The sequence below is a fragment of the Georgenia halophila genome, from assembly GCF_039541595.1.
This window is the reverse complement of record NZ_BAABGN010000013.1, coordinates 287,837-300,585: the sequence shown is the minus strand read 5'-3', so window position 1 is coordinate 300,585 and position 12,749 is coordinate 287,837. Positions and strand designations below refer to the sequence as shown.

Below are 12,749 nucleotides of genomic sequence, written 5' to 3'. Positions count from 1 at the left end.
CACACCTGTGGCGTTGACTACGCGTGCCGATCCATAGGGCAGGAGTGCACGGCGCTCCCTACGGCGTCGCGGCGTTCAGAGGCCCGCTCGTTCGAACGCCAGGGTCGGCACGTCCACGCTCGTCGCGCCGCCGTCGATCGGCAGGACGGCCCCGGTGACGTACGACGCCGCGGGCGAGGCGAGGAAGTGGATCACCTCCGCGATCTCCGACGGCGATGCCGGCCGCCGGAGCGGCACGTCCGCGGTGACGGTCCGATAGGCGGCCTCGCGGTCCGCGATGCCGGACGCCGCCGCCAGCTCGTCCATCTCGGAGTCGGCCATCGGGGTACGGACCCAACCGGGACAGACGGCGTTGGCCCGCACCCCGTGCGCTCCGTAGTCGCGTGCGATCGAGCGGGTGAGCCCGATCAGCGCGTGCTTCGTGGTGGTGTACCCGACAGTGCTCGGGCCGGCCGCCAGCCCGGCGAGCGATGACACGACCACCACCGATCCTCGCGTGCTGACCAGCTCCGGCATCGCGCTCCGCGCGATGACGAAGGCGGAATCGAGGTTCCCCCGGATGCTGGCGGCCCACTCGTCGTCGCCGGTGTCCGTCAGCCTCGCGAAGCCGTGCCCGCCCGCGTTGGCGACCAGGGCGTCGAGTCTGCCGAACGTGTCGCGCACCGTGGCGACGGCGTCCGCCGCCGGACCGGTCTCGGCGGCGTCCGCCGGGACGGCGAGCGCGCCGGACTGTTCGGCCACGCGCCGGAGGGTGCCCTCGCGCCGTCCGACGATCGCCACCCGCCATCCGGCGTCTGCGAATCGCTGGGCCGTCGCGGCGCCGATCCCGGTACCCCCGCCCGTGACGAGAGCGACGGGTCGCTCAGCTCCCAAGGTCGTCGACACCGGCTGCCCCTCGATCGGATTCGGCTCCACCCTTCCCGGCCCGAGAACAGATTCTGGACCGCTGGGACCGGAGCAGTCTTGCGTGGCCTCGCACGGCAGTTGTCGGTGCGTGCGAGGCCGCGACGCCGGCTCAGGACTTTCGACCAGCCTCGTGCGGCGCCTGGTCCCGGTGCCAGCTCTCCCACTGGCCGCTCTTCTCGAAGTCGATGTCGAGCGGGATGTCGCGGCGGTCCTTGAGGAGCGCCGTCGCCACGGCGGCGATCACGACCATCAGGACGAGGTAGGGCACGATCGCCCACGTGGTGCCGAAGGCCTGCAGCAGGGCCTGGGCGATGGAGGCGGCGAACGCACCACCGATGATGGCGCCGATGGCGTAGCTGATCGAGACGCCCGAGTACCGGATCCGCGCCGGGAACATCTCGGCGTACCACGCCGCCTGGGGGCCGTAGGTCAGGCCGAGGCCGACCGCCATGAACGACGCGCCGACCGCGATGCCGCCCACGCCGAGCTTCACCAGCTCGAACAGCGGGATCGCGGCGGCCAGCAGCAGTGCCCAGCCGATGAAGTAGGTCTTCTTGCGGCCGATCTTGTCGCTCAGCCACCCACCGAGCATGGTCGAGAGCAGCCAGACGACGGCGCTGAGCAGGATGGCGAGCTGCACCCCGACCGGATCGAAGCCGTAGCCACCCTCGTCCGTCGGTCGGGAGGCGAGGCCCTGGATGAAGCCACCGGTCGTCATGTAGCCCAGGGCGTTGTTGCCCGCGAACAGCAGGGCTGCCAGCACGACGAGCTTCCCGTGCCGCGCGAACAGCTGCTTGATGGGAGCAGACTGCTGGTCGCGGTGCTCGCGGATCTCCTGGAAGACCGGCGACTCCTCGACCGTGCGCCGCACGATGTAGCCGACGCCGATGAGCACGACCGAGAGGAGGAACGGAACCCGCCAGCCCCACTCGAGGAAGGCGTCGCCCGGGGCGATGACACGCATGAGCGCGAGGATCCCGGAGGCGACGATCATGCCGATCGGCACGCCCAGCTGTGGACTCATGCCGAACTGACCACGCTTGCCGAGCGGTGCGTGCTCGACCGACATCAGGACCGCACCGCCCCACTCACCGCCGGCCGATATGCCCTGCAGGATGCGCAGGAGGATCAGCGCGATCGGCGCGAACAGCCCGGCGCTTGCATAGGTGGGCAGCACGCCGACGAGGGTCGTCGCGCCACCCATGAGCAGCAGCGTGAGGACGAGCATGGGACGACGGCCCAGCCTGTCGCCGTAATGCCCGGCGAGGAACGCCCCGAGCGGCCGGAACAGGAAGGAGAGCCCGATCGTCAGCAGCGAGAGGATCATCGCGACGCCCTCTCCTGCCGGCGAGAAGAACAACGGCGCGAAGACGAGATTCGCCGCGAAGGCGTAGATGAAGAAGTCGTACCACTCGATGGTGGTGCCGATGATCGTGGCGGCGACGACCTTCCTGCGATCCGCCGTCGTGCTCTGTGGGTGGGTTGTACTCATCGCTGAGTGACTCCCTCGTCTGGGGTGTGTTGCGGTCCAGTGGCGACCCGGACGATATACGATTCCGTACACGGTTCGTCAAGCGGGAGAACGAGGAGCCTGACGGATGATATACGATCACCCCATGCAGGATGCGACGAGGCAGACGACGGAATCGGCCGGCACCGACGCGACCGACGCGACATCGACCACCGCGCCCGCCCGGCGGGCGTGGGACCTCCTCGGCGCGCGGCCGGGGAAGGTCGTCGCCATGCACATCGGCTACGCCGCACGAGCTGCGCAGAAGGGCCGCAGCCCCGAGGCGCCCGGCTACTTCCTCAAGCCGGCGACGTCGCTGACGACCGGTGGCGACGTGGAGATCCCCGCCGGGTGCGAGATTCTGGGCTTCGAGGGCGAGATCGCCGTCGTGCTGGGCCGGACCGTCCGCCGCGTCAGCGAGCAGGACGCCTGGTCCGCCGTCGCCTGGGTGACCGCCTCCAACGACCTCGGCGTCTTCGATCTCCGCTGGGCGGACAAGGGCGCCAACCTGCGTTCGAAGGGCGGCGACGGCTTCACGCCCGTGGGCCCGGCGCTGCTGCCCGCCGCCGAGTTGGATCCGACGGCGATCGAGATCCGCGTCTGGCGCGACGGCGAGCTCGTCCAGGAGGACTCCACGTCCACGCTGCTGTTCTCGCTCCCCCAGATCGTCAGCGACCTCTCCCAGCTCATGACGCTCGAGGCGGGCGACGTCATCCTTACCGGCACGCCCGCCGGTGCCTCCACCTTCGAGCCCGGGCAGAGGGTCGAGGTGGAGGTCTCCGCGACCGGCCGCACCGGCGAGCACCTGAGCACCGGGCGCCTGGCCACCGGCGCCGTCCGGGGCACCGCTCCCCTACCGGCCTACAGCGCCCAGCCCAGGCCGACGCCCGAGCAGTGGGCCGACGCCTCCGGCCGCCCGCTCAGCGACTTCACCGCAACCGCAGAGCCGGTGCTCGACGACGCCCTGCGCGAGCGGCTGGCCCACGTCGCCGTCGCCACGCTCGCCCAGCTCATGCGCAAGCGGGGCCTGAACAACGTCTCGATCGACGGTCTGCACACGACGCAGCCGGGCAAGCGCCTCGTCGGCACCGCGCGGACCTTGCGCTACGTGCCCAACCGGGAGGACCTCTTCAAGAGCCACGGCGGCGGGTACAACGCCCAGAAGCGGCTCTTCGACGACCTGAAGGCCGGCGAGGTGGTCGTCATCGAGGCCCGCCAGGACGCCGGCGCGGGCACGCTGGGTGACATTCTCGCGCTGCGGGCCCGTCACCTCGGCGCCGCGGGCATCGTGACCGACGGCGCCGTCCGCGACGCCGATGTCATCACCGACAGCGGCGTCCCCACCTACTTCGCGGGCCCGCACCCCGCCGTCCTGGGTCGGCGGCACGTCCCGTGGTCCTTCGACGAGACCGTCGCGTGCGGCGGGACGACGGTCCAGCCCGGCGACATCATCGTCGGCGACGGCGACGGCGTCCTCGTGATCCCGCCGGACATCGTCCACGATCTCGTCGCCGAGGCCGAGGAGCAGGAGGCGGGCGAGGAGTTCATCGCCCGGATGGTCGAGGAGGGACACCCGATTGACGGGCTCTTCCCCATGAACGCCGAGTGGCGGGGCCGGTTCGAGGCCGAGCGCACGGACACCCGCCGCGACGCCCCCGCGCAGGAGGGCGACGCATGACCGTGACGACGAGCAAGTCCCAACGCGCGTACGAGCACCTCCACGAGCGCATCGAGTCCGGCGCGTACGGCCCCGGCTACCGACTCGTCCTGGACACGATCGCCCGCGAGATCGGCGTGAGCGTGGTGCCCGTCCGGGAGGCGATCCGCCGCCTCGAGGCCGAGGGCCTGGTGATCTTCGAGCGCAACGTCGGCGCACGCGTGGCCGAGATCGACCCCGACCAGCTGGGCGAGACCACCCAGACCCTCGCCGTCGTCGAGGGCGCGGCGGTCGCGTTCGCCATGCCGCAGCTGAGCGAGGACGACATCGCGGAGGCCCGCCGGCTCAACGATCGGCTGCGGCAGAGCCTCGACGACTTCGACCCCGTGCGCTTCACCCGCCGCAACGAGGCATTCCACCGCGCCCTGTCCGACCCGTGCCCGAACATGCAGATCAAGGCCCTCGTGGACAGCGGCTGGCGCCGGCTCGCCAAGATCCGGCAGTCCACGTTCGCCTTCGTGCCGGGGCGTGCCCGCGAGTCGGTCGACGAGCACGAGCGGATCCTCGAGCTGCTCGAACAGGGCGCCGACCCCCGCGAGGTCGAGCTTGCCGTCCGCGACCACCGGCTCCGGACCCTGCACGCCTTCCTCGACCGTCAGCACGACGGTGAGCCGGCACGGCCGGATGCCGAGCCGAGCCGCCACTGAACCCTGGCCATGTCTCAACATCCGCACGCGGTGTTCTATCTTTGACACGGCACGTGTGGCGGCGCCGCACGGCGCAGCTCGAGATCGTGCAGCGCATGGTCGACGTCGATCGAAGAGGGACCGATGGGACGCGAGACTTCCACCGTGGGGGCGCAGACGCTCGCGCGGGGCCTGCTGGCGATCGAGCTGCTGGCCGAGCACGGCCCGCAACGCATCCCGGAGCTCGCCGACCGGCTCGGCGTGCACCGTTCGATCGCGTACCGCATCGTGCGCACGCTCGAGGAACGCCGGTACGTCATCCGTGACGCCGCCGGCCGGCTCGAGCTCGGTCCACAGCTCGCCGTGCTCGCACGCAGCATCGACGAGGACCTGCAGAGCGCCGCGCTCCCCCACGTCACGACGCTCGCCAACGAGCTCGGCATGACGGCCTTCGTCGTCGTGCAGGACGTCGACGACGTCGTCACCCTCGTCACGGTCGAACCGCGGCGGGTGCACGCCTCGGTGGCGCAGCGCCCGGGCACCCGGCATCCGCTGTCGAAGGGGGCACCCGGGATCGCGCTGCAGACCCTGCTCACGCCGGAGGAGTGGACCGCACTCGGCCACGACGAACCCATGCGGGCCGAGGTCGCGGCGGCGCGCGACGCCGGCTACGCCACCACCCACGACGAGGTCATCCCCGGCATCACCTCGATCGCGGCGCCCGTGCCGCAGCCACGTCTGCACCCGCACGCGGCCATCGCCGTCGTCACCGTCGGGGCTCCCGACACCGAGCACGTCGGCCGCCGCGTCGTCGAGGCGGCGGCGAGCACGGCCGCCGACCTCGGCTGACGCCCCGGCGCGCGACACCGTCAGCTGTTCATCCGGATGATCTCCTCCTGGTACGGCGCGACGATCCCGCCCGAGATCCGCACGTCGAGGAGCAGGAACGCGCGCTCCTCGATCGGTGCGGCGGCCCACTCGGCGAGGCGGTCGAGATCCGCGAGGTCGCGCACGACGACGCCCTCGGCGCCGAGAGCGGAGGCGAAGGCGGCAAAATTGACTTCCGGGATCCGCATCGGTGACTGGGCCAGGCCCTTGAGCCCGTAGAGGTTGAGCTCGGCGCCGTAGGCGGCGTCGTTCCAGACGACGGCGAGCCCCCGCCCGCCGGCCGCGCGCACGGCGGTCTCGAGGTCGGCGAGCGCCATGAGCCCACCGCCGTCGCCGGTCGTCAGCACGATCGTCGACCCGGGTCGCGCGGCGACGGCGCCCGCGACGCTCGGCAGCCCGAGACCGATCGACTGGTACGCGGTGCCGACCATCATCATGCGATCCGGCGCGGCGACGGGCCAGTACATGTTCGCCCAGCCGATGAAGTGGCCGCCGTCGGAGACCACCACGCGGTCCTCGGGCAGCATCCCCGCGATGGTCACCGCGACGCTGCGCGGGTCGAGCCGGCCGTCCGGCGCCGTCGCCTCGCCCTGCTCCTGGGCGCGCAGCCGCTCGAGGTCGACCGTGTCGCGCCACGACGGCCCGGACCTCTCGTGGCCGGCGAGCTCGTCGACGAGGGCGCGGGCGACGAGGGCGGCGTCGCCCCGGATGTAGGTGCCGACGCGTTCGTGGGTCGCCGTCGGCGCGACGTCGACCTGGACCACGGTGGTCCCGGGGGCGAACAGCTCGCCGAACCGCATGGTGAACTGGTTGAGGGAAGCGCCGAGGACGACGGCGACGTCGGCCTCGCGCACCAGGTCCATCGCGCCCGGCGCGCCGAACCCGCCGGCCACGCCGAGGTCGTGGCGGGAGTCGGGAAAGACGCCGCGACCGAGCGCCGTCGACGCGGTGATCGCGCCGGTCGCCGTGGCGAGGGCACCGAGGGCCTCACCGGCCCCGGCGAGCCAGGCACCGCGGCCGGCGAGCAACAACGGCCGCTCGGCGGCGGCGAGCTCGGCGGCGACCCGTGAGATCGCGGCCTCGGCGTACGGACCGGTCGGCGCGACCGGGACCGGCCGTCGCGGCCTCGGCACCGCGGGCACCGGCCCCACGTCGGCGGTGGCGACGTCGTACGGGATCGCGAGCACCACCGGCTTGCGGCCCATGAGCGCGTGCTCGATCGCGATCGCCGTCGTGGCGGCCGCGTCGGCGCGACCGACCGTGTAGGTGCGGGCCCCGACGGCGGCGGCCACCGAGATCTGGTCCACGTCCCAGGGTCGGGGACCGGAAGTGGGCTCGTCACCGACGACCAGGACCATCGGGATCTGCGCCTGCACGGCCTCCGCGAGGGGCGTGATCGTGTTGGTGAACCCCGCCCCGTACGTGGCGGTGGCCGCGGCGAGCCGCCCCGAGGCGCGGTGGTAGGCGTCGGCCGCGACGACGGCGCCGGCCTCGTGCCGGACGGCGGTGAACTCGGCGTCGGTGTGACGCTCGAGGGCGTCGAGGAACCAGGCGTTGCCGTTGCCCATGAGCCCGAAGACGTGGTCGACGTGGGCGGCGAGGGTGGCGGCGACGTGGGCGGCGACGGTGGTCATGGGGTCGAACCTCTCGAGACAGGACGGACAGTTCCGTATGTGTCTCGCACGCTCGCGCGGCTCCGTGCCCATTTGTCGAGCACCGCCTAGGTCCTTCCCGGCTGACGGCGTCATCGTACGAGCAGTCCGCCGTCCCCGCGCAAGCCTGCGAACCGCGTCCTGGTCCCACCGCCGGGCGTCCGCCATGCCCAGGGCGTCGGGCCGCGCTCAGGCCGACGTCACCCGCGGCGCGCGCATCACACCCGCGAAGAATGCGGCCAGCTCGTCGGTCGCGCTCAGCGGCAGCACGTTCGCCACGTACTGGTCCGGGCGCACGACCACGACGGCACCGCCGCGGTCGATCTCGCGCAGCTCGAAGATGTCGTGCTCGGGGTCGCTCGCGTACACCTTCTCGTAATCGATGAGCTGGAACGGGCCGACCCTGGGCAGGAACACCTGGGGGACCTTGCCGAGGTCGATCTCGGTGTGCTGCTGCTGGTAGACGACCTTGACGTCGAACCAGGTGTCGGCGTCGGCCTCCTTCGGGGTGTGGGCGACGACGGGCGAGCTCGGCGAGGTCGCGAGCCACTCGGCGAGGTGGGCCGTGGGTGAGGCCTCGCCGGGCGCCGCCGGATCGGCGAACACGTAGATCCGCCAGCGCCCGTCGGCGCGCGCGTGGTGGCCGAGGTGGACCGGGTTGGTGTCGGCGACGCGCACGGCGGGTGCTGACTTGAACCGCTTGCCGACGGGGAACCCGGTCGCGAGGTCCTGGTGGGCCGCCTCGGCGGTGATCATCGAGGGCGCGTTCTGGACCATGAAGCCGGCCGGGAACTCCGCCGTCTTGACGTAGAAGTCCTCCAGGACCGTCGGGTCCTCCAGGTCCTCGGGCTTGGTGGCCATCAGCGCGGACCACTCGCGGTCGAAGTCGATGAGCTGCTTGGCGTAGACCTGCCGCTCGGCGGAGTAGGTGTCGAGCAGCGACTCCGGGCTTCGTTCCGTGAGCACGTGGCCGAGCTTCCAGGCGATGTTCCAGCCGTCCTGCATGGACACGTTCATGCCCTGGCCGGCCTTGGCGCTGTGCGTGTGGCAGGCGTCGCCGGTGATGAAGACGCGGGGCGTTCGGGTGCCGACCTGGTCGGCGGGGACGTCGTCGAACTTGTCGGTCAGGCGGTGGCCGACCTCGTACACGCTGTGCCAGGCGACGTTGCGGACCTCGAGGCTGTAGGGGTGGATGATCGCGTTCGCCTGGGCGACGATCTCCTCGAGCGTCTTCTGCCGCACGCCGGCCTTTGTCTCCGGGGTGACCTCGCCGAGGTCGACGTACATCCGGAACAGGAAGCCGCCCTCGCGCGGGATGAGCAGGATGCTGCCGGCGCGGGACTGGATGGCGCACTTGGTGCGGATGTCCGGGAAGTCGGTCACCGCGAGGACGTCCATCACGCCCCAGGCGTGGTTGGCGTCCTTGCCGACGAGCTCGCGCCCGATCGAGCGGCGTACCGGGCTTCGCGCGCCGTCGCAGCCGACGACGTACCTGGCTCGGACGGTGCGCTCGCTCCCCTCCTGCTCGCCCACGGTGCGGCGCAGGTGGACCGTGACCGGACGCTCACCCTCGTCGGCGACCTCCAGGTCGGCGAACTCGTACCCGTAGTCGGGCGTGATGCGCGCCGGCCCGTGGGCGGCCACCTCGGCGAAGTAGTCGAGCACACGGGCCTGGTTGACGATGAGGTGCGGGAACTCGCTGATGCCGTTCTCGTCGTCGAGGGTGCGCGCGGCGCGGACGATGTTGTCCGGACTGTTCGGGTCGGGCTTCCAGAAGTTCACCTCGGTGATCCGGTACGCCTCGGCGATGATGCGCTCGGCGAAGCCGAAGCACTGGAACGTCTCGACGCTGCGCGCCTGGATGCCGTCGGCCTGACCGACCTCGAGGCGTCCTCCGCGCCGGTCGACGATGCGGGTGGTGATCTCCGGGAACTGTGACAGCTGCGCGGCGGCGATCATGCCCGCCGGGCCCGAGCCGACGATGAGGACGTCGACCTCGTCGGGCAGATCCTCCGGTCGGTCGATGCCCACCCCGGCGGCGGGCAGGACCCGTGGGTCACCGGAAACGTAGCCGTGGTGGTGGAACTGCACGGGTTCTCCTCACGCCGTCGTGGGCTGTCGGTTCGTCTCGCGTTCAATAATCGAACATGGCGTTCGTATAGCGAGAGGCCGATTGTAAGAGTGCTCACATCGAGCGCACAAGTGCTGACAGTGGGCGAGAACCGGCGGAGCGGTACGAGCGCGTTCGCGCCCGCCCGAACGGGTACGACGCCCGGCAGGGCGAGCCGAGCGCCGTACCGACGGAGATCTACTCCATGCCGACGTCAACACCCTGTTCGGACAGGTACTCCTCTGCAGCTGGGTGGAACGGGATGCCGATCGCGCGAGTGGCGTTTTCCGGGGTCATGACCTCGGCGGAGCCGTGCACCGCGACGAGGTCATCGTGGTACTCGTAGACCACCTCGATGACCCGGCGAACGAGATCGTCCGGCGTGTCCGCATTGGTCACGAGGTTCGTGCCGAAGCCCATGACCGGGATCTCCTGCTCCACTCCTGGGTACTGGCCACCTTCGACCACGCCCTGGTAGAAGTACGGGCTCTCGGCCACGAGCTCCTCGGCCACCTGCTCGTCCACGGGAATTATCCGGACGTCTTCCTGGGTCGCCAGTTCGGTATAGGCGGCCACCGGCGGGGAACCAGCCAGGACACCGGCATCGATGCTGCCATTGGAGAGCCCGTTCACGACGTCTTCGTATCCCAGGAACTCACCCGTGTAGTCGCCCTCGTCCAGTCCGTGGGCCGCGAGGATCTCCACCGTCAGCAAGTTCGTCGGAGAACCTGGCCCACCGATTCCCAGTGTCTTTCCGGCCAGGTCCGCGTACTCGTCGATCCCGGAATCGGCCCGGGCCACCATGTACAGATCCGCATTGCCGGCGAAGGCCAGCGCCCTGAGCTCGGTGTATTCCTGCTCGTAAGGGGGCTGTCCTTCGTAAGCCCAAAGAGTGCCGGCAGTGTCCATCAGACTGAAGGCCGGCTCGCCGGTCTGCTGCCGCTCCGCGAGACGCTGCACCATCTCCTGCGTGCCGGTGGTGGCTTCAACCGAGGCCTGCACACCGTCGACATGTTCACTGACAAGATTGGCGATGCCGCCACCCACGATGTAGGCAGTCCCCCCTTGCCGGGGGGTGTAGAGCGGCACGATGCCGTAGTCCTGTGGCCCTTCATCGCCATCTGCCCCCGCCCCGGTGTTGCCGCCGCACGCGGCAACCATTGCGAGCGCCGCCGTGGCCGCGACCGCCGGTCCCATGATCTTTCGTCTCATGACGCCTCCTTGCGTGTTTGGTGAAGTGAGTCTCGGTCAGACCGACTCCGGAGATGCGAGCGAATCTGCTGTACTTCCCATCGCCTCCTTCCGCCCTCTGACGCGGCTCGCGCCGGCGGCAACGGCCAACAGCACCGTTCCGATTAGGTCGGTCAGCGTGCCGGCCAGAAGCAGCGCAACCGCAGCCATGCCCAGTACGGCGCGCCACGGCAGACGCAGCGATGAGAACAGGTACCCAGCGACCGCAGCTGCCAGTGCGACAACGCCCAGGAGGCAGGAGACGAACGCCTGGACGATCTCGCCCGGACTCCCGATGAGCAGCAACGCCGGGGAGGCGACGAAGGCGAACGGGATGATGAAGCCGGCGATGGCGAGCCGAACAGCGGTGAAGGAGGTGCCGTGGGGCGGCGCGCCGGAGATCCCCGCTGCGGTGAACGCTGCCAGCGCGACTGGTGGCGTGATCGCCGAGAGCACCCCGAAGTAGAAAACGAACATATGCGCCGCGACGGGCTGCACCCCCAGCTCGGTCAAGGCAGGCGCGACGGTCACTGCGAGGATGAGGTACGCCGCGACAGCCGGGAGGCTCATACCGAGCACAATCGATGCGATCATCGTCAGCACCAGCAGCAGTGGCACGCTCTCACCGGCGATCTGGGTGAGGATGTAGGACAAGCGAAAGCCCAGGCCGGTCACCCCGAGCATTCCCATGACGATGCCGGCGGCGCCACAGGCCATGATGATGATCAGAGTGGCCTGGAAGCCCTGGGTCGCGCCGGCCACGCACAGGCGGAAGATGCTCTTCCAGTTCTTGGTCACCACCCCGGTGACCACGATGATTCCCGCGGCGCCGACGATCCCCCAGACCGCCGCACGAGCGGGGGAGGTCCCCGCGATGATGAGTAGATAGATCAGGATCGCCAGGGGGATGAGCTGGTACCCCTGGAACAGGAAGAGTCTCGCCACCTTGCGCAGCGCGCCGTCGGTGTGCCGCCCTTTGAGCCCGAGCCTGCCCGCTTCGAAGTCGACCGTGAACAGAACCGCGAGGTAGTACAGGAGTGCCGGGAGCAGGGCAGCCAGCACGATCTCGGCATAAGGGACCTGCAAGATCTCAGCGATGAGGAAAGCCGTTGCCCCCATGATCGGCGGCATGATCATGCCGCCCGTCGACGCGGTCGCCTCGACCGCGCCGGCCATCTTGGCGCTGAAGCCCGTGGATTTCATCAAGGGGATGGTCACCGGACCCGTCGCAGCGACGTTGCCCACCTGACTGCCGGAGATGCTGCCGAACATGCCGCTGGCCAGGGTGGCGCCCTTCGCCTGGCCGCCGCGGAAGCGGCCCACCATGAGGTTGGACTGCTCCAGGATGAAGTCCCCCGCGCCGGAGAGCTGCAGGAGCGAGCCGAAGATGATGAACAGCACCAGATAGGTGGCCGAGACGCCCATCGCCAGGCCGAGGATGCCTTCTGTGGACAGAAAGAGACTGCCGGCAATCTGGCCGAACGTGCTCCCCGAGTGCTGGAACAGCCCGCCCAGATGCTGGCCGAACATGGCGTACAGGATCGCGATCGCCGCGAGGCACGGGAGCGCTGGCCCGGTGGTGCGGCGAGCACCCTCCAGCACGAGCAAGGTCGCGATGAACGCCAGGACGATGTGGAAGCTGTCGTACGTGAAGGTCTGCAGGATCTCGCTGTACTGCAGGTAGATGACGATGCCGATCACGGCCGACGCGACGACCAGGATCAGGTCGACGACGCCGACGCGCCGGTTCGGAGCGACCTTCGACATGGCCGTCGGTGGATGGAGCAGGAAGACGACCACGAGGCCGAGAGCAAGGTGCACAGCCCGTTGCTGCATGCTCGGGAACGGTGCGGTGAAGCCGGTAAAGAGGTGGAATGCGGCCGCAGCGACCATGATCCCGGTCGCCCAGAAACCCCGGTGGAGCCATTTCGAGCCGGTCCAACCGTTCTCTTCCTCCTCGCCGTGCCTGGAGCTCGACGCGATCGGCTCGCTCGATATCGCGGACGCGGAGAGCTCGGAGGGCTGGGCATCCCTACCGCGCCGGTGTGCCGAGCCGATGCGGCCGGCCAAGATCTTGTACTTCGACATCGATGTCTGCCTTCGGTCGGTC

At 70.1% G+C, this 12,749-nt stretch carries 9 protein-coding genes; 3 read left to right on the top strand and 6 right to left on the bottom strand.

Translation table 11 applies throughout. The annotated features are described in order from the left end of the window. Nucleotides 1-75: 75 nt before the first annotated feature. Nucleotides 76-885 carry an SDR family NAD(P)-dependent oxidoreductase gene (locus ABD907_RS17530; RefSeq protein ID WP_345217913.1) on the bottom strand — a complete coding sequence of 270 codons (810 nt, stop codon included), beginning with the start codon at nucleotides 883-885 and terminating at the stop codon, nucleotides 76-78. Between the two features lie 130 nt (nucleotides 886-1,015). Next, nucleotides 1,016-2,398, bottom strand: coding sequence for an MFS transporter (locus ABD907_RS17525; RefSeq protein WP_345217911.1), 1,383 nt, complete (start codon nucleotides 2,396-2,398; stop codon nucleotides 1,016-1,018). 124 nt (nucleotides 2,399-2,522) lie between these two features. Between ABD907_RS17525 and ABD907_RS17520 the strand changes: the two genes are divergently transcribed. The 3 genes from ABD907_RS17520 to ABD907_RS17510 all read left to right on the top strand — a co-directional run bounded on the left by ABD907_RS17520 (nucleotide 2,523) and on the right by ABD907_RS17510 (nucleotide 5,608). Then, nucleotides 2,523-4,094: a fumarylacetoacetate hydrolase family protein gene (locus tag ABD907_RS17520; protein ID WP_345217909.1), complete on the top strand. Its 1,572-nt coding sequence runs from the start codon at nucleotides 2,523-2,525 to the stop codon at nucleotides 4,092-4,094. After that, nucleotides 4,091-4,780, top strand: coding sequence for a GntR family transcriptional regulator (locus ABD907_RS17515; RefSeq protein ID WP_345217907.1), 690 nt, complete (start codon nucleotides 4,091-4,093; stop codon nucleotides 4,778-4,780). Before ABD907_RS17520 ends, ABD907_RS17515 begins: the two co-directional genes overlap by 4 nt. A gap of 123 nt (nucleotides 4,781-4,903) precedes the next feature. Next, nucleotides 4,904-5,608 carry an IclR family transcriptional regulator gene (locus ABD907_RS17510; protein ID WP_345217906.1) on the top strand — a complete coding sequence of 235 codons (705 nt, stop codon included), beginning with the start codon at nucleotides 4,904-4,906 and terminating at the stop codon, nucleotides 5,606-5,608. A 20-nt stretch (nucleotides 5,609-5,628) separates the two neighbouring features. On the opposite strand, the gene ABD907_RS17505 is transcribed toward ABD907_RS17510, so the two are convergent. From ABD907_RS17505 to ABD907_RS17490, 4 genes are all read right to left on the bottom strand, one after another. Next, on the bottom strand, nucleotides 5,629-7,281 hold the full coding sequence (locus tag ABD907_RS17505) for a thiamine pyrophosphate-binding protein (RefSeq protein ID WP_345217905.1): 1,653 nt from the start codon (nucleotides 7,279-7,281) through the stop codon (nucleotides 5,629-5,631). 207 nt (nucleotides 7,282-7,488) lie between these two features. Then, entirely contained in the window at nucleotides 7,489-9,390 is a 1,902-nt protein-coding gene (locus ABD907_RS17500) for an FAD-binding monooxygenase (RefSeq protein WP_345217903.1), read from the bottom strand. A 217-nt stretch (nucleotides 9,391-9,607) separates the two neighbouring features. Beyond that, nucleotides 9,608-10,621: a TAXI family TRAP transporter solute-binding subunit gene (locus tag ABD907_RS17495; RefSeq protein WP_345217901.1), complete on the bottom strand. Its 1,014-nt coding sequence runs from the start codon at nucleotides 10,619-10,621 to the stop codon at nucleotides 9,608-9,610. 36 nt (nucleotides 10,622-10,657) lie between these two features. Further along, nucleotides 10,658-12,727 (bottom strand): TRAP transporter permease, encoded by a 2,070-nt coding sequence (locus ABD907_RS17490; protein WP_345217899.1) that lies wholly within the window; start codon nucleotides 12,725-12,727, stop codon nucleotides 10,658-10,660. Between the last annotated feature and the right edge of the window lie 22 nt (nucleotides 12,728-12,749).